Below are 15,929 nucleotides of genomic sequence, written 5' to 3'. Positions count from 1 at the left end.
TCCTGTCGTCGGGTGGCCTGTGGGAGTGCGGTCAGGCCGAGGTGCGCGGGATGGTGTCGTCCTTGCGCAGGGTGAAGATCTCATAGCCGGTCGCGGTCACCACCAGGGTGTGTTCCCACTGGGCCGAGAGCTTGCGGTCCTTGGTGATGGCGGTCCAGCCGTCGCCCAGCACCTTGGTGTCGGCCTTGCCCTGGTTGATCATCGGCTCGATGGTGAAGGTCATGCCTTCTTTAAGCTCCATGCCGGTGCCGGCGCGGCCGTAGTGCAGGATCTGCGGTTCTTCGTGGAACACCTTGCCGATGCCGTGGCCGCAGAACTCGCGTACCACCGAGAAGCCGTTCTTTTCCGCGTGCTTCTGGATCACTTCGCCGATATCGCCCAGGCGGCAGCCCGGCTTGACCAGCTCGATGGCCTTGTACATGCACTCCTGGGTAACCTTGGACAGGCGCTCGGCCCACACCGGCACGTTGCCCACGTGGAACATGCGGCTGGTATCGCCGTGGTAGCCGTCCTTGATCACGGTGACGTCGATGTTGAGCGTGTCACCGTCCTTGAGCGGCTTGTCGTTGGGGATGCCGTGGCAGACCACATGGTTGATCGAGGTGCAGATCGACTTCGGGTAGCCCTTGTAGTTGAGCGGCGCCGGGATGGCCTGCTGGACGTTGACGATATAGTCGTGGCACAAGCGGTCGAGCTCTTCGGTGGTAACACCGGGCTTGACGTGCTCCTCGATCATTTCCAGCACCTCGGCGGCCAGGCGGCCGGCGATGCGCATCTTCTCGATGTCTTCTGCGGTCTTGATGTTGACGGTCATTACAGGCTCTCTACGGCGCCGCACGCGGCGCGAACAAACGGGAAAGGCCGGATTCTAGCAGAGCAGGGCGGCATTCTGTCGGGATAAAGGCGGCCATGCTGCGGTCTACAGGAGGCATTCTGGCCTGTTTGGCGGGGCGCTGCAAAAACCGCTGACAGACGCAACCTCATTCGGGTTTCGTTCGCTGGCGGTCTGTGGTATAACATGCGCCGCTTTCGGGGACGACCCCGTAAGCCTAAACCCACACACGTGTCGACACGATGACCTGGGTGCCCCGGATTCTCGAATTTGCGGGTTGGTCATTGGGACGCGTGGAGGCCCAACCCGACTTACCAAGGAACTATCATGTCCCAAGTCAATATGCGCGATATGCTGAAGGCCGGTGTGCACTTCGGCCACCAGACCCGTTACTGGAACCCGAAAATGGGCAAGTACATTTTCGGCGCGCGTAACAAGATCCACATCATCAACCTGGAAAAAACCCTGCCAATGTTCAACGACGCCCTGGCGTTCGTAGAGCGTCTGGCTCAGGGCAAGAACAAGATCATGTTCGTCGGCACCAAGCGTTCCGCCGGCAAGATCGTCGCCGAGCAAGCTGCTCGTGCCGGTTCGCCATACGTTGACCACCGCTGGTTGGGCGGCATGCTGACCAACTACAAGACCATCCGCGCTTCGATCAAGCGTCTGCGCGACCTGGAAGCCCAGGCCGAAGACGGCACCTTTGCCAAGCTGACCAAGAAAGAAGCCCTGATGCGTTCGCGCGATCTGGAAAAGCTGGACCGCAGCCTGGGTGGTATCAAGGACATGGGCGGTCTGCCTGATGCCCTGTTCGTGATCGACGTTGACCACGAGCGCATTGCTATCACCGAAGCTAACAAGCTGGGCATCCCGGTTATCGGCGTTGTCGATACCAACAGCAGCCCGGAAGGTGTTGACTACATCATCCCAGGCAACGACGACGCCATCCGCGCCATCGAGCTGTACATGACTTCGATGGCTGACGCCATCATCCGCGGCCGCAACAACGTTGCTGGCGGCACCGAAGTCTATGTTGAAGAAGCGGCTGCACCTGCTGCTGAGTAATAGGCGCTAGCGTCTACTTGGCACGCAAAAAGGGGGCTTTGCCCCCTTTTTGCCACCTTGAAATCCTGCTGTCAGCAAGGGCCCCGCATTATGGGTTGGCTGAGATAACAACAGCGGATTCGCAGAATTTAACGCCCGTGACGAACGGGTGGAATGGTTGAAAAACTTTCCAAGAGGATTTTGAAATGGCAGCAATTACTGCAGCGCTGGTAAAAGAACTGCGCGAGCGTACTGGCGAAGGCATGATGGATTGCAAGAAAGCCCTGGAAAAGGCTGGCGGCGACATCGAGAAAGCCATTGACGACATGCGTGCCTCGGGCGCCATCAAGGCCGCCAAAAAGGCTGGCAACGTCGCTGCTGAAGGCGCTATCGCCGTCAAGACCGACGGTAAATCCGCCGTTCTGCTGGAAGTGAACTCGCAGACCGACTTCCTGGCCCTGCAAGACGACTTCAAGAACTTCGTTGCCGAAAGCCTTGAAGAAGCCTTCGCCCAGAAACTGACCGACGCCGCTCCGCTGATCGCCTCGCGTGAAGCAGCTCGTGAAGCCCTGGTTGCCAAGTGTGGCGAGAACGTCAACATCCGTCGCCTGGTGCGCGTTGAAGGTGACGTTGTCGGTGCCTACCTGCACGGCAACAAGATCGGCGCAGTCGTCGTTCTGAAAGGCGGTGACGTCGAGCTGGCGAAGAACATCGCCATGCACGTTGCAGCGTCGAACCCTGAGTTCCTGGATTCGTCGGAAATCTCCGCCGAGGCCATCGAGCGCGAGAAGAATGTCTTCCTGCAGCTGAACGCCGACAAGATTGCCGGCAAGCCGGAAAACATCGTTGAGAACATGATCAACGGCCGTATCACCAAGTTCAAGGCTGAAGCTTCGCTGAAAGAGCAGGCCTTCGTCATGAACCCAGAAGTCAAGGTTGGCGAGCTGGCCAAGAAAGCCGGCGCTGAAATCGTTTCCTTCACCTACTTCAAAGTAGGCGAAGGCATCGAGAAGCCAGTCGACGACTTCGCTGCTGAAGTTGCCGCTCAGGTAGCTGCCGCCAAGCAGTAAGACAGCCCCGTCTGTCGCCCCAAAGAGGCTGCCCGCTCACGCGCGCAGCCTCTTTGTCAAAACGGCGAAGGGTTTATGAAACCCGCCGCCGCTGGCACCAAAGCGGTGCCACGCTACAGTTAGCAGGCTGAAAACAGCCCGCACGAATTTTCTAAAGTACGCCGCAGGAGAGACTCGCAATGGCTCAGCAGGTGAGTGGTCGCCAACCTCGCTATAAACGCATTTTGCTCAAACTTAGCGGCGAGGCCCTGATGGGCTCGGAAGACTTCGGGATCGACCCGAAGGTGCTGGATCGCATGGCCCTTGAAGTTGGCCAGTTGGTAGGGATTGGTGTCCAGGTCGGCCTGGTGATTGGCGGTGGCAACCTGTTCCGTGGCGCTGCACTCAGCGCAGCCGGCATGGACCGCGTCACCGGTGACCACATGGGTATGCTGGCCACCGTGATGAACGGCCTGGCCATGCGCGATGCGCTGGAGCGCTCGAACATCCCGGCCCTGGTCATGTCCGCCATCTCCATGGTCGGCGTCACCGATCATTATGATCGCCGCAAAGCTATTCGCCACCTCAACTCCGGGGATGTGGTAATTTTCTCCGCCGGTACCGGCAACCCGTTCTTCACCACCGACTCCGCCGCTTGCCTGCGCGCCATCGAAATCGATGCCGACGTCGTGCTGAAGGCGACCAAGGTCGATGGTGTGTACACTGCCGATCCATTCAAGGACCCACACGCCGAGAAGTTCGATCACCTGACCTACGATGAGGTCCTGGATCGCAAGCTGGGTGTGATGGACCTGACCGCAATCGTCCTGTGCCGCGACCACGGGATGCCATTGCGGGTATTCAACATGAACAAGCCTGGCGCCCTGCTGAACATCGTGGTGGGTGGCGCTGAAGGTACTCTGATCGAGGAAGGCCAAGCATGATCAACGACATCAAGAAAGACGCGCAGGAGCGCATGACCAAGTCCCTTGAGGCCCTGAGCCGTAACCTGGCGGCGATCCGCACCGGTCGTGCCCACCCAAGCATCCTGGATAGCGTCAAGGTCACTGCCTGGGGCAGCGAAATGCCGCTGAACCAGGTGGCTGCGATCAGCGTCGAAGATGCCCGCACCCTGAAAATTGTCGCTCATGACAAAAACCTCAGCGCTGCCATCGAAAAGGCCATTCTTACCTCTGACCTGGGCCTGAACCCGTCCAGCGCCGGCACTACCATTCGTGTGCCAATGCCAGCCCTGACCGAGGAAACCCGCAAGGGCTATACCAAGCAGGCCAGTGGCGTGTGCGAGGATGCCAAGGTTGCCGTGCGCAACGTACGCCGCGACGCCCTTGCCGACCTGAAGAAGCTGACCAAGGACAAGGAAATCAGCGAAGACGAAGAACGTCGCGCCGCTGACGAGATCCAGAAGCTGACCGACAAGTTCGTTGCCGAAGTCGATGCTGCCTTCAAAGCCAAGGAAAAGGACCTGATGGCCGTCTAAGGCCGGGGTTTCTTAATGGAAAAGACCAAGCCAGTGGCGCCGTCCTCGGTGCCGCGTCACGTCGCGATCATCATGGATGGCAACAACCGCTGGGCGAAAAAACGCCTGCTGCCCGGCGTTGCCGGGCACAAGGCGGGTGTAGACGCCGTTCGCGCGGTCATCGAAGTGTGTGCCAAGTCCGGGGTCGAGGTACTGACCCTGTTCGCGTTCTCCAGCGAAAACTGGCAGCGCCCCGCCGAAGAGGTCGGTGCGCTGATGGAGCTGTTCTTCTCGGCCCTGCGCCGCGAGGCGAAGCGCCTCAACGAGAACAACATCAGCTTGCGCATCATCGGTGACCGTTCGCGTTTCCATCCCGAACTGCAAGCTGCCATGCGCGAGGCCGAGGCGCTGACCGCCGGCAACAACCGCTTCATCCTGCAGATTGCGGCCAACTACGGTGGCCAGTGGGACATCGCTCAGGCCGCTCAGCGGCTGGCGCGGGAAGTGCAAGCCGGGCACCTGCGCCCGGAAGACATTACCCCGGGCCTGCTGCAGACATGCCTGGCAACCGGCGAGCTACCGCTGCCGGACCTGTGCATTCGCACCGGTGGCGAGCACCGCATCAGCAATTTCCTGTTGTGGCAGCTGGCCTACGCCGAGCTGTATTTCTCCGACCTGTACTGGCCGGACTTCAAACACGAGGCCATGCGCAATGCCCTGGCCGATTTCGCTTCGCGCCAGCGCCGCTTCGGTAAGACCAGCGAGCAGGTCGAGGCTGGAGCTCGTGCTTAATGCTTAAACAACGCATCATGACTGCGCTGATCCTGCTGCCGATCGCGCTGGGTGGCTTCTTCCTGCTCAACGGCGGGGATTTCGCCCTGTTCATCGGCTTCGTGGTGACCCTTGGCGCCTGGGAGTGGGCACGTCTGGCCGGGTTGATGGCCCAGCCGCTGCGTATCGCCTATGCCGCGGTGGTCGCCGGAGCGCTGATGTTGCTGTACATCCTTCCGGAGCTGGCGCCCTGGGTGCTGGGTGCTGCAGTGATCTGGTGGGGGCTGGCCACCTGGCTGGTGCTTACCTACCCGCGTAGCAGCGAGCTGTGGGCCAGTGCCGCCTGCCGGTTGCTGATCGGCCTGCTGGTATTGCTGCCTGCCTGGCAGGGGCTGGTGTTGCTCAAGCACTGGCCGCTGGGCAATTGGCTGATCCTGTCGGTCATGGTGCTGGTGTGGGCCGCCGACATTGGCGCTTACTTCTCTGGCAGGGCCTTCGGCAAGCGCAAGCTGGCCCCGCAGGTCAGCCCAGGCAAGAGCTGGGAAGGCGTGTATGGCGGCCTGGCGGTGAGCCTTGCGATTACGTTGGCGGTTGGCATCAGTCGTGACTGGGGTTTCGGTCAGATCCTGCTGGGCCTGCTGGGTGCCGCGCTGCTGGTCATGTCCTCGGTGGTCGGTGACCTGACAGAGAGCATGTTCAAACGCCGCTCCGGTATCAAGGACAGCAGTAATCTGCTGCCCGGCCATGGTGGTGTACTCGACCGCATTGACAGCCTTACTGCGGCGATCCCGATTTTTGCCGTGTTGTTGTGGGCTGCCGAATGGGGTGTGATGTGAGCCGTCCGCAACGTATTACCGTACTCGGGGCCACCGGCTCCATCGGTCTGAGCACGCTGGATGTGATCGCGCGCCACCCCGATCGCTATCAGGTGTTCGCCCTCAGCGGTTATTCGCGCATCGACGAGTTGCTGGCCCTGTGCATGCGCCATCGCCCGGCCTTCGCAGTAGTGCCGAGTGCCGAAGCAGCTGTGCGACTGCGCGAAAACCTGGCGGCTGCCGGCTGCACCACCGAGGTGCTGGAAGGTGAGGCCGGGCTTTGTCAGGTGGCTTCGGCAGCGGAAGTGGATGCGGTGATGGCAGCGATTGTCGGCGCTGCCGGCCTGCGCCCCACCTTGGCTGCCGTCGAGGCGGGCAAGAAGGTGCTGCTGGCCAACAAGGAAGCCTTGGTAATGTCCGGTGCGCTGTTCATCGAGGCCGTGCGGCGCAGCAGTGCCGTGCTGTTGCCGATCGATAGCGAGCACAACGCGATCTTCCAGTGCATGCCCGGCGACTACGCGCGTGGCCTGAGCGCGGTTGGCGTGCGCCGGATACTGCTGACGGCTTCCGGTGGCCCGTTCCGTGAAACGCCGGTCGAAGCTTTGCTGGATGTGACGCCGGAGCAGGCCTGTGCGCATCCCAACTGGTCGATGGGGCGCAAGATTTCCGTGGATTCGGCCAGCATGATGAACAAGGGGCTCGAGCTGATCGAGGCCTGCTGGTTGTTCGATGCCCCTCCGGCCAAGGTCGAGGTGGTGGTGCACCCACAGAGTGTCATTCACTCCCTGGTCGATTATGTGGACGGTTCGGTGCTGGCGCAGTTGGGTAATCCGGACATGCGTACGCCGATCGCCAATGCCCTGGCGTGGCCTGAACGTATCGATTCCGGGGTGGCCCCGCTCGACCTGTTCGCCATCGCCCGTCTGGATTTCCATGCGCCCGACGAACAGCGCTTCCCTTGCCTGCGCCTGGCGCGGCAGGCTGCCGAGGCGGGCAACAGCGCACCCGCCGTACTCAATGCAGCCAATGAGGTGGCGGTCGAAGCATTTCTTGAGCGGCGTATCCGCTTTCCGGAGATCGCGGGTATGATCGAACAGGTGCTCGATCAGGAGCCCGTCGTGCCGCTGCCGTCGCTGGACGCGGTGTTCGCCGCCGACCAGCGTGCCCGGGAGCTTTCCCGTGAGTGGCTGAGGCGTCACGGTCGCTGATGCAAACCCACCCAGGTTTCTGAGGGGGCTGGCATACAGCCGGCCCGCTGAACATCATTCGGAGATGGACATGACAGCGCTCTACATGATTATCGGCACCCTTGTGGCTTTGGGTGTGCTGGTCACCTTCCACGAATTCGGCCACTTCTGGGTGGCGCGCCGCTGCGGCGTCAAGGTGCTGCGCTTCTCGGTGGGCTTCGGCACACCGCTGTTGCGCTGGCACGATCGCCATGGCACCGAGTTTGTGGTCGCCGCCATCCCGCTGGGTGGCTACGTGAAGATGCTCGACGAGCGCGAGGGTGATGTACCGCCAGCGCTGGCTGATCAGTCGTTCAACCGAAAGCCCGTGGGCCAGCGTATCGCGATCGTCGCGGCGGGCCCGATCGCCAACTTCCTGCTGGCCATCCTGTTCTTCTGGGTGCTGGCAATGATGGGTACCCAGCAAGTGCGGCCGGTGATCGGTGCAGTCGATGCTGGCAGCCTGGCTGCATCGGCCGGGCTGACCGCAGGTCAGGAAATCGTCTCTATCGACGGCAAGCCGACCAGCGGTTGGTCGGCGGTCAATTTGCAGCTTGTTCGTCGCCTTGGCGAGAGCGGCACCTTGCAGGTTGGGGTGCGCGACGAAGGCGCGTCTGCCGAGCGCCAGCTGCCGGTCAAGCTGGACAGCTGGCTAAAGGGCGCTGACGAGCCGGACCCTATCCAGTCCCTGGGGCTGCACCCTTGGCGGCCGGCGATTGAGCCGGTGCTGGCCGAGATCGATCCGAAGGGGCCGGCTGCCGCTGCGGGCCTCAGGACGGGTGACAAGCTGCTGAGCATCGACGGTGTTGCCGTGACGCAATGGCAGCAGGTGGTCGACAGTGTGCGTGCCCGCCCGGCTGCCAATGTGGTAGTGCGTGTCGAGCGTGACGGTGCGGCCCTGGACGTGCGGGTAACCCTGGCGCGCAAGGGGGAGGGCAAGGCTGCCGGTGGTTATCTGGGTGCCGGAGTAAAAGGTGGCGAATGGCCTGCCAGCATGCTCCGCGAAATCAGCTACGGCCCGCTTGAAGCGGTGGGTGAGGGCTTGTCACGCACCTGGAGCATGAGCGTGCTGACCCTCGAATCGCTGAAGAAAATGCTGTTCGGGGAGCTCTCGGTAAAAAACTTGAGTGGACCGATAACCATTGCTAAAGTGGCGGGCGCTTCAGCCCAGTCCGGCGTGGGGGATTTCCTGAATTTCCTGGCCTACCTGAGCATAAGCCTGGGGGTTCTTAACTTGCTGCCCATCCCGGTACTGGATGGGGGGCATTTGCTGTTTTACCTGGTCGAGTGGGCGCGCGGTCGTCCGCTGTCGGATCGGGTGCAAGGTTGGGGGGTCCAGATCGGTATCAGTTTGGTCATAGGGGTGATGTTGCTCGCCCTGATCAACGATCTGGGTCGACTATAAAGCTTCGCTCAATTGCGAACCTGCCGCTTTTTCGCGGCAGGTTGTTTATTGCCAGTTGGAATAAAAGGACTTCATGAAACGTCTGCTGCTAACTGCGGTCATGTCCGCACTGATGATCGCTGAAGTTCACGCCGAGTCCTTCACCATCTCCGATATTCGCGTCAACGGCCTGCAGCGGGTGTCCGCTGGCAGTGTTTTCGGTGCCTTGCCGCTGAACGTCGGCGACCAGGCCGATGATCGCCGCCTGGTGGACTCGACCCGTTCCCTGTTCAAGACCGGCTTCTTTCAGGACATCCAGCTGAACCGCGATGGCAATGTGCTGATCATCAACGTGGTGGAGCGCCCGTCGGTGTCGAGCATCGAGATCGAAGGCAACAAGGCCATCAGCACCGACGACCTGATGAAGGGCCTGAAGCAATCGGGCCTGGCCGAAGGCGAGATCTTCCAGCGCGCCACCCTCGAAGGTGTGCGTAACGAGCTGCAGCGCCAGTACGTGGCCCAAGGCCGCTACTCGGCCGAGGTTGACGCCGAAGTGGTGCCGCAGCCGCGCAACCGTGTGGCACTGAAGATCAAGATCAACGAAGGCACCGTTGCTGCCATCCAGCACATCAACATCGTTGGCAACAACGTGTTCGATGATGAAACCCTGGGCCAGTTGTTCGAGCTGAAGACCACCAACTGGCTGTCGTTCTTCAAGAACGACGACAAGTATGCCCGCGAAAAACTGTCCGGTGACCTGGAGCGCCTGCGTTCCTACTACCTGGACCGCGGCTACATCAACATGGACATCGCCTCCACCCAGGTGTCCATCACGCCGGACAAGAAACACGTCTACATCACCGTCAACATCAACGAAGGCGAGAAGTACACCGTTCGCGACGTGAAGCTGTCCGGTGACCTGAAAGTGCCAGAAGACCAGGTCAAGTCGCTGTTGCTGGTGCAGCCGGGCCAGGTGTTCTCGCGCAAGGTGATGACCACCACGTCCGAGCTGATCACCCGCCGCCTGGGTAACGAAGGCTACACCTTCGCCAACGTCAACGGCGTGCCGCAGCCCAACGACCAGGACCACACGGTCGACATCATGTTCGTGGTCGACCCGGGCAAGCGTGCCTACGTCAACCGCATCAACTACCGCGGCAACACCAAGACCGAAGACGAAGTGCTGCGCCGCGAAATGCGCCAGATGGAAGGTGGCTGGGCTTCGACCTACCTGATCGACCAGTCCAAGACCCGTCTGGAGCGCCTGGGCTTCTTCAAGGAAGTCAACGTCGAGACCCCGCCAGTACCAGGTACTGACGACCAGGTCGACGTCAACTACAGCGTCGAAGAGCAAGCCTCCGGCTCGATCACCGCCAGCGTCGGTTTCGCCCAGAGCGCCGGCCTGATCCTCGGGGGTTCGATCAGCCAGAGCAACTTCCTCGGTACCGGTAACAAGGTGTCCATCGGGCTGACCCGCTCGGAATATCAGACCCGCTACAACTTCGGCTTCGTGGACCCCTACTTCACTGCCGATGGCGTCAGCCTGGGTTACAACGCCTTCTACCGCAGCACCAACTACGACGACCTCGACGTCGACGTGGCCAGCTACGCAGTGGACAGCCTGGGTGCAGGCGTCAGCCTGGGCTACCCGATCAGCGAGACCTCGCGCCTGACATACGGCCTGAGCGTGCAGCAGGACAAGATCAAGACCGGCAAGTACACCGTTGACGAGATCTTCGACTTCCTCGATCAGGAGGGCGAAAACTTCCTGAACTTCAAGGCATCGATTGGCTGGTCCGAGTCGACCCTGAACAAAGGCGTGCTGGCCACCCGTGGTCACTCGCAAAGCCTGACCCTGGAATCCACCATTCCTGGCAGCGACTTGTCGTTCTTCAAGCTGGACTACCGTGGCCAGTTGTTCCAGCCGATCAACAACGACTACACCCTGCGCCTGCACACCGAGCTGGGCTATGGTGATGGTTATGGCAGCACTTCGGGCCTGCCGTTCTACGAGAACTACTTCGCAGGTGGCTTCAACTCCGTGCGCGGCTTCAAGGACAGCAGCCTGGGCCCGCGTAGCACGCCGAGTAAAGGTGCAGACGAAGGCGGTAAACCTGGCACCATCCGTGACCCGGATCAGGATCCGCTGCCGTTCGGTGGCAACGTGCTGGTACAGGGCGGTGTCGAGCTGCTGTTCCCGCTGCCGTTCGTCAAGGACCAGCGTTCGCTGCGCACCTCCGTGTTCTGGGACGTGGGTAACGTGTTCGACACCAACTGCGGCAACAAACCTGATTGCGAAAAGGTCGGCTTCTCGGGTATGGCCAGTTCGGTCGGCCTGGGTGTGACCTGGATTACCGCACTGGGCCCGTTGAGCTTCAGCCTGGCAATGCCGGTCAAGAAGCCGGACGATGCCGATACCCAGGTGTTCCAATTCTCTCTGGGCCAGACCTTCTAAGGTCGGCCCTTGCTTAACGACAACGGTTTATCCAGGAGTGCATCGTGCGTAAATTGGCTCAACTGGCCGTAGTGGCCGCGGCGCTGGTCGCCACCCCGGCATTCGCCGAAATGAAGGTTGCCGTCCTGAACTATCAGATGGCACTGCTCGAGTCGGATGCCGCCAAGAAATACGCGGTTGATGCCGAGAAGAAGTTCGGCCCGCAACTGACCAAGCTGAAAAGCCTCGAAAGCAGCGCCAAGGGCATCCAGGACCGCCTGATCAAAGGCGGTGACAAGATGCAGCAGCAGGAGCGTGAGCGCCTGGAGCTCGAGTTCAAGCAAAAGGCCCGTGACTTCCAGTTCCAGTCCAAGGAGCTGAACGAAGCCAAGGCCGTTGCTGATCGCGACATGCTCAAGCAACTGAAGCCGAAGCTGGATGGCGCTGTCGAGGAAGTGATCAAGAAAGGCGGTTTCGACCTGGTCCTCGAGCGTGGCGCGGTCATCGATGTCAAGCCTCAGTACGACATCACCCGCCAGGTCATCGAGCGCATGAACCAAGCCCGTTGATATGAGTGTGACCATGACGCTAGGCCAGCTGGCCGAGGCCCTCGGTGCCACCCTCAAGGGGCCCGAGGCATTGCAGATTACCGGGCTGGCCACCTTGCAGGAGGCTGGCCCCGGTCAATTGAGCTTCCTCGCCAACCCGCAGTACCGCAAGTACCTGGATAACTGCCAGGCGGGTGCGGTATTGCTCAAGGCTGCGGATGCCGAAAGCTTCGCTGGCAATGCCCTGATTGTGGCCGACCCGTACCAGGCGTATGCGCGTATTTCCCACCTGTTCGACCCCAAACCCAAGGCTGTGGCGGGAATCCATCCCAGCGCCGTGGTGGCTGGGGACGCGCAGGTGGACGCAAGCGCCAGTATCGGCCCGTTCGCGGTGATCGAAAGCGGTGCGCGCATCGAGGCTGATGTCAGCATCGGCGCGCATTGCTTCGTCGGTGCACGTTGCGTTGTAGGTGAAGGGGGCTGGCTGGCGCCGCGTGTTACGTTGTATCACGACGTCGTCATCGGCAAGCGCGTGGTCATCCAGTCGGGTGCTGTGATCGGCGGCGAGGGCTTCGGCTTTGCCAATGAGAAGGGTATCTGGCGCAAGATCGCCCAGATCGGTGGCGTCACCATTGGTGATGACGTGGAAATCGGCGTCAATACTGCCGTCGACCGTGGTGCGCTGTCCGACACGCGAATCGGTGACGGGGTCAAGCTCGACAACCAGATCCAGATCGCCCACAACGTGCAGATTGGTGACCATACGGCCATGGCCGCTTGTGTGGGCATTTCCGGCAGTACGCGTATCGGCAAGCATTGCATGCTGGCCGGGGGCGTGGGCCTGGTAGGGCACATTGATATTTGCGATAACGTATTTATTTCCGGGATGACAATGGTAACCCGTTCGATCACTGAACCCGGTTCCTATTCATCCGGCACTGCCATGCAGCCTTTGGCTGACTGGCGCAAGAGCGCTGCGCGTATCCGCCAGCTTGATGACATGGCCAAGCGCCTCCAGCAGCTGGAAAAACGCGTCGATACCGTGACCTCAGGTGGCCTGCCGACATCAGAAGGCTGATACCATTCCCTGAGCAAGAGTGAACAGTCGCTAGCTGGCTCCTCTTTGGATTGCTAAAGGAGCGTGTGTTCAGCACCTGCGCTCCCTATTCTTATTACAGGCTTCCCCCCCGAAATGATGGACATCAACGAGATTCGCGAATACCTGCCTCACCGTTACCCGTTCCTGCTGGTGGACCGGGTGACGGATCTGGACTTCGAGGCCCAGAGCATTCGTGCCTACAAGAATGTCAGCATCAACGAGCCGTTCTTCAACGGCCATTTCCCGGCGCACCCGATCATGCCGGGCGTTTTGATCATCGAAGCCATGGCCCAGGCGGCAGGCATCCTCGGTTTCAAGATGCTCGATGCCAAGCCGGCTGATGGCACCCTGTATTACTTCGTCGGTTCCGACAAGCTGCGTTTCCGTCAGCCGGTACTGCCGGGTGACCAGTTGGTGCTGGAAGCCAAGTTCCTGAGCCGCAAGAGCATGATCTGGAAATTCGAATGCCGCGCGCTGGTGGACGGCAAGCCGGTTTGCTCGGCACAGATCACATGCGCGGAACGCTCCCTATGAATTCGATTGATCCTCGGGCCATTATCGATCCGTCGGCCAAGCTGGCCGATGGTGTCGAGGTCGGCCCTTGGTCGATCGTTGGCCCCGATGTGGAAATCGGGGAGGGTACCGTTATCGGCCCGCATGTTGTGCTCAAAGGGCCGACCCGTATCGGCAAGCACAACCGTATCTTTCAGTTTTCCTCCATCGGCGAAGATACCCCGGACCTCAAGTACAAGGGGGAGCCGACGCGCCTGGTGATCGGTGATCACAATGTGTTCCGCGAAGGGGTGACCATTCACCGCGGCACCGTTCAGGACCGTGCGGAAACCACCGTGGGCGACCATAACCTGATCATGGCTTATGCCCACATCGGCCACGACAGCGTCATCGGCAACCACTGCATCCTGGTCAATAACACGGCCCTGGCAGGCCATGTGCATGTGGGGGACTGGGCGATCCTGTCCGGCTACACCCTGGTGCATCAGTATTGTCATATCGGTGCCCACGCGTTTTCCGGCATGGGCACGGCAATCGGCAAGGACGTCCCGGCCTTCGTCACCGTGTTCGGCAGCCCGGCCGAAGCCCGCAGCATGAACTTCGAAGGCATGCGCCGCCGCGGTTTCAGCGACGAGGTGATTCACGTACTGCGTCGTTGCTACAAGATTGTCTATCGTCAGAGCCTGACCGTCGAAGACGCGCTCAAGGAGCTGGCCGAGATGGCTGCGAAGCACCCTGAGGTCGAACTGTTCCGTCAGTCGATCGTGAACTCCGCCCGCGGCATCACCCGCTGACATGGCCCCGCTTTGCGTAGCCTTGGTCGCGGGTGAGGCCAGCGGCGATATCCTTGGTTCAGGCTTGATGCGTGCCCTCAAGGCGCGCCACCCCGATGTACGTTTCATTGGCGTTGGCGGCCCTTTGATGGAAGCCGAAGGCCTGCAATCGTACTTCCCCATGGAGCGCCTGGCGGTCATGGGCCTGGTCGAAGTGCTGGGGCGCCTGCGCGAGCTGCTCAAGCGCCGCAAGCTGCTGATCCAGACACTGATCGACGCAAAGCCCGATGTCTTCATCGGCATTGACGCCCCTGACTTCACCCTCAACATCGAACTGAAACTGCGTCAGGTCGGGATCAAGACCGTGCATTACGTCAGCCCGTCGGTCTGGGCCTGGCGGCAGAAGCGCGTGCTGAAAATTCGCGAAGGCTGCGACCTGATGCTGACGCTGCTGCCGTTCGAGGCGCGGTTCTATGAAGAGCAGGGCGTGCCGGTGCGTTTTGTCGGTCATCCGCTGGCCGACACCATACCCCTGCAAGCCGACCGCCTTGCAGCACGTGCTGCGCTTGGCCTGGGCGCGGGCCCGGTGGTTGCGCTGATGCCCGGCAGCCGGGGCGGCGAAGTAGGGCGCCTGGGGGCGTTGTTCCTTGACGCTGCCGAGCGTCTGCAGCAGCAGGTACCGGGCGTGCACTTCGTGCTGCCCTGCGCCAACGCCGCGCGTCGTGCCCAGGTTGAACACATGCTCGAAGGCCGGCAACTGCCGCTGACCCTGCTCGATGGCCAGTCGCACCAGGCGCTGGCAGCCTGTGATGCGGTCTTGATCGCCTCGGGTACCGCCACCCTCGAAGCGCTGCTGTACAAGCGCCCCATGGTGGTAGCCTACCGTTTGGCGCCCTTGACCTACTGGATCCTCAAGCGCCTGGTCAAGAGCCCTTACGTGTCATTGCCGAACCTGCTCGCCCAGCGCGAACTGGTGCCCGAATTGTTGCAGGACGCCGCCACCAGCGATGCCCTGGCCAACACCCTCGCGCCGCTGGTGCGCGATGGCAGCCAGCAGACCGAACGTTTCGACGAAATTCACCGCACCCTGCGCCGTGACGCCTCCAACCAGGCGGCCGAGGCGGTACTGGCCTTGCTCAAGGACCGCTGACATGCAAATTGGACTGGACTTCAACCTGGTCGAGGACCTGGTCGCCGGCGTCGACGAAGTCGGCCGCGGCCCGCTGTGCGGTGCGGTGGTAACGGCGGCGGTAATCCTTGATCCGGCGCGCCCGATCCTCGGCCTGAACGACTCGAAGAAACTCACCGAAGCCAAGCGCGAGGCGTTGTTCGACGAGATCTGTGAAAAGGCCCTGAGCTTCTGCATCGCCCGTGCCGAGGTCGAAGAAATCGACCGCTTGAACATCCTGCAGGCCACAATGCTGGCCATGCAGCGCGCGGTGGAAGGCCTGCACATTACGCCGAAACTGGCCTTGATCGATGGCAACCGCTGCCCGAAGCTGGCCGTTCCGGCGTCGCCGGTGGTCAAAGGCGATAGCCAGGTGCCGGCTATTGCGGCTGCCTCGATCCTGGCCAAGGTCAGCCGTGACCGTGAGATGAGCGCGTTCGAGCTGATCTACCCCGGGTATGGCATGGGTGGGCACAAGGGGTACCCGACCCCGGTGCACCTTGAGGCGTTGGCGCGGTTGGGGCCTACGCCCATTCATCGGCGTTCCTTTGCCCCGGTGCGGGCGGCCTGGGAAGCACGCGAAGGCGTCGCCGATTCCCTGATCTGACCTGCCAGGGCCCTTCGCGGCCCTTTCGCTCTTGTAGGAGCAGCCTTGTGCTACGAAAGGGCCAGTCAGGTAAATGCAGTTGCTACGCCGGTACTGGCCTCTTCGCAGCACATGGCTGCTCCTGCAGGGAGGGTGCAAGCAGCCCCAAATCTCTTCCCCATTTGAGCTACAATCCCGCCCTTGTCGTTA

General features: G+C 61.3%; 16 protein-coding genes. 15 read left to right on the top strand and 1 reads right to left on the bottom strand.

Features of this window, described 5'->3' with window-relative positions; genetic code table 11:
- Positions 1-31 precede the first annotated feature (31 nt).
- Entirely contained in the window at positions 32-814 is a 783-nt protein-coding gene (map, locus tag J3A71_RS23330; RefSeq protein ID WP_016485206.1) for a type I methionyl aminopeptidase, read from the bottom strand.
- Between the two features lie 345 nt (positions 815-1,159).
- Here map and rpsB point away from each other — a divergent pair, with 345 nt between their 5' ends.
- The 15 genes from rpsB to rnhB all read left to right on the top strand — a co-directional run bounded on the left by rpsB (position 1,160) and on the right by rnhB (position 15,740).
- Positions 1,160-1,897, top strand: coding sequence for a 30S ribosomal protein S2 (rpsB, locus tag J3A71_RS23325; protein WP_016485207.1), 738 nt, complete (start codon positions 1,160-1,162; stop codon positions 1,895-1,897).
- A gap of 185 nt (positions 1,898-2,082) precedes the next feature.
- Positions 2,083-2,946, top strand: a complete 864-nt coding sequence (gene tsf, locus J3A71_RS23320; protein WP_016485208.1) for a translation elongation factor Ts — start codon at positions 2,083-2,085, stop codon at positions 2,944-2,946.
- Positions 2,947-3,125: 179 nt separating this feature from the next.
- Positions 3,126-3,869 (top strand): UMP kinase, encoded by a 744-nt coding sequence (gene pyrH, locus J3A71_RS23315; RefSeq protein WP_012270836.1) that lies wholly within the window; start codon positions 3,126-3,128, stop codon positions 3,867-3,869.
- Positions 3,866-4,423: a ribosome recycling factor gene (gene frr, locus J3A71_RS23310; protein WP_016485209.1), complete on the top strand. Its 558-nt coding sequence runs from the start codon at positions 3,866-3,868 to the stop codon at positions 4,421-4,423. The genes pyrH and frr overlap by 4 nt, the downstream gene beginning before the upstream one ends.
- Before the next feature lie 15 nt (positions 4,424-4,438).
- Positions 4,439-5,194 carry a polyprenyl diphosphate synthase gene (gene uppS / locus J3A71_RS23305; RefSeq protein WP_016485210.1) on the top strand — a complete coding sequence of 252 codons (756 nt, stop codon included), beginning with the start codon at positions 4,439-4,441 and terminating at the stop codon, positions 5,192-5,194.
- Positions 5,194-6,009 (top strand): phosphatidate cytidylyltransferase, encoded by an 816-nt coding sequence (locus tag J3A71_RS23300; protein WP_016485211.1) that lies wholly within the window; start codon positions 5,194-5,196, stop codon positions 6,007-6,009. The genes uppS and J3A71_RS23300 overlap by 1 nt, the downstream gene beginning before the upstream one ends.
- Positions 6,006-7,196 (top strand): 1-deoxy-D-xylulose-5-phosphate reductoisomerase, encoded by a 1,191-nt coding sequence (gene ispC, locus J3A71_RS23295; RefSeq protein WP_209953333.1) that lies wholly within the window; start codon positions 6,006-6,008, stop codon positions 7,194-7,196. Before J3A71_RS23300 ends, ispC begins: the two co-directional genes overlap by 4 nt.
- Positions 7,197-7,266: 70 nt before the next feature.
- Positions 7,267-8,619, top strand: coding sequence for an RIP metalloprotease RseP (gene rseP / locus J3A71_RS23290; protein ID WP_016485213.1), 1,353 nt, complete (start codon positions 7,267-7,269; stop codon positions 8,617-8,619).
- A gap of 73 nt (positions 8,620-8,692) precedes the next feature.
- Positions 8,693-11,053, top strand: coding sequence for an outer membrane protein assembly factor BamA (bamA, locus tag J3A71_RS23285; RefSeq protein ID WP_096425675.1), 2,361 nt, complete (start codon positions 8,693-8,695; stop codon positions 11,051-11,053).
- A gap of 44 nt (positions 11,054-11,097) precedes the next feature.
- Entirely contained in the window at positions 11,098-11,601 is a 504-nt protein-coding gene (locus J3A71_RS23280) for an OmpH family outer membrane protein (RefSeq protein ID WP_012270843.1), read from the top strand.
- A 1-nt stretch (position 11,602) separates the two neighbouring features.
- Positions 11,603-12,658: a UDP-3-O-(3-hydroxymyristoyl)glucosamine N-acyltransferase gene (gene lpxD / locus J3A71_RS23275; RefSeq protein WP_016485215.1), complete on the top strand. Its 1,056-nt coding sequence runs from the start codon at positions 11,603-11,605 to the stop codon at positions 12,656-12,658.
- A gap of 114 nt (positions 12,659-12,772) precedes the next feature.
- Positions 12,773-13,213, top strand: coding sequence for a 3-hydroxyacyl-ACP dehydratase FabZ (fabZ, locus tag J3A71_RS23270; protein WP_008094893.1), 441 nt, complete (start codon positions 12,773-12,775; stop codon positions 13,211-13,213).
- Positions 13,210-13,986 carry an acyl-ACP--UDP-N-acetylglucosamine O-acyltransferase gene (lpxA, locus tag J3A71_RS23265; RefSeq protein WP_016485216.1) on the top strand — a complete coding sequence of 259 codons (777 nt, stop codon included), beginning with the start codon at positions 13,210-13,212 and terminating at the stop codon, positions 13,984-13,986. The genes fabZ and lpxA overlap by 4 nt, the downstream gene beginning before the upstream one ends.
- 1 nt (position 13,987) lies before the next feature.
- Entirely contained in the window at positions 13,988-15,115 is a 1,128-nt protein-coding gene (gene lpxB / locus J3A71_RS23260; protein ID WP_016485217.1) for a lipid-A-disaccharide synthase, read from the top strand.
- A 1-nt stretch (position 15,116) separates the two neighbouring features.
- Positions 15,117-15,740, top strand: coding sequence for a ribonuclease HII (gene rnhB, locus J3A71_RS23255; RefSeq protein ID WP_209953331.1), 624 nt, complete (start codon positions 15,117-15,119; stop codon positions 15,738-15,740).
- The last annotated feature ends 189 nt before the right edge of the window (positions 15,741-15,929 follow it).

Source organism: Pseudomonas sp. PvP089, assembly GCF_017875165.1.
GTDB lineage: Bacteria > Pseudomonadota > Gammaproteobacteria > Pseudomonadales > Pseudomonadaceae > Aquipseudomonas > Aquipseudomonas fortuita.
The sequence above is the reverse complement of the archived record's forward strand: the minus strand, read 5'-3'. Positions and strand labels throughout refer to the sequence as shown.

Excerpts from the sequence above, each read along its gene's own strand:
- lpxB (WP_016485217.1), top strand. The coding sequence starts at position 13,988 with ATGGCCCCGCTTTGCGTAGCCTTGGTCGCGGGTGAGGCCAGCGGCGAT.
- lpxA (WP_016485216.1), top strand. The coding sequence starts at position 13,210 with ATGAATTCGATTGATCCTCGGGCCATTATCGATCCGTCGGCCAAGCTG.
- tsf (WP_016485208.1), top strand. The coding sequence starts at position 2,083 with ATGGCAGCAATTACTGCAGCGCTGGTAAAAGAACTGCGCGAGCGTACT.
- J3A71_RS23300 (WP_016485211.1), top strand. The coding sequence starts at position 5,194 with ATGCTTAAACAACGCATCATGACTGCGCTGATCCTGCTGCCGATCGCG.
- bamA (WP_096425675.1), top strand. The coding sequence starts at position 8,693 with ATGAAACGTCTGCTGCTAACTGCGGTCATGTCCGCACTGATGATCGCT.
- map (WP_016485206.1), bottom strand. The coding sequence starts at position 814 with ATGACCGTCAACATCAAGACCGCAGAAGACATCGAGAAGATGCGCATC.
- rpsB (WP_016485207.1), top strand. The coding sequence starts at position 1,160 with ATGTCCCAAGTCAATATGCGCGATATGCTGAAGGCCGGTGTGCACTTC.
- fabZ (WP_008094893.1), top strand. The coding sequence starts at position 12,773 with ATGATGGACATCAACGAGATTCGCGAATACCTGCCTCACCGTTACCCG.
- lpxD (WP_016485215.1), top strand. The coding sequence starts at position 11,603 with ATGAGTGTGACCATGACGCTAGGCCAGCTGGCCGAGGCCCTCGGTGCC.
- pyrH (WP_012270836.1), top strand. The coding sequence starts at position 3,126 with ATGGCTCAGCAGGTGAGTGGTCGCCAACCTCGCTATAAACGCATTTTG.
- uppS (WP_016485210.1), top strand. The coding sequence starts at position 4,439 with ATGGAAAAGACCAAGCCAGTGGCGCCGTCCTCGGTGCCGCGTCACGTC.
- rnhB (WP_209953331.1), top strand. The coding sequence starts at position 15,117 with ATGCAAATTGGACTGGACTTCAACCTGGTCGAGGACCTGGTCGCCGGC.
- frr (WP_016485209.1), top strand. The coding sequence starts at position 3,866 with ATGATCAACGACATCAAGAAAGACGCGCAGGAGCGCATGACCAAGTCC.
- rseP (WP_016485213.1), top strand. The coding sequence starts at position 7,267 with ATGACAGCGCTCTACATGATTATCGGCACCCTTGTGGCTTTGGGTGTG.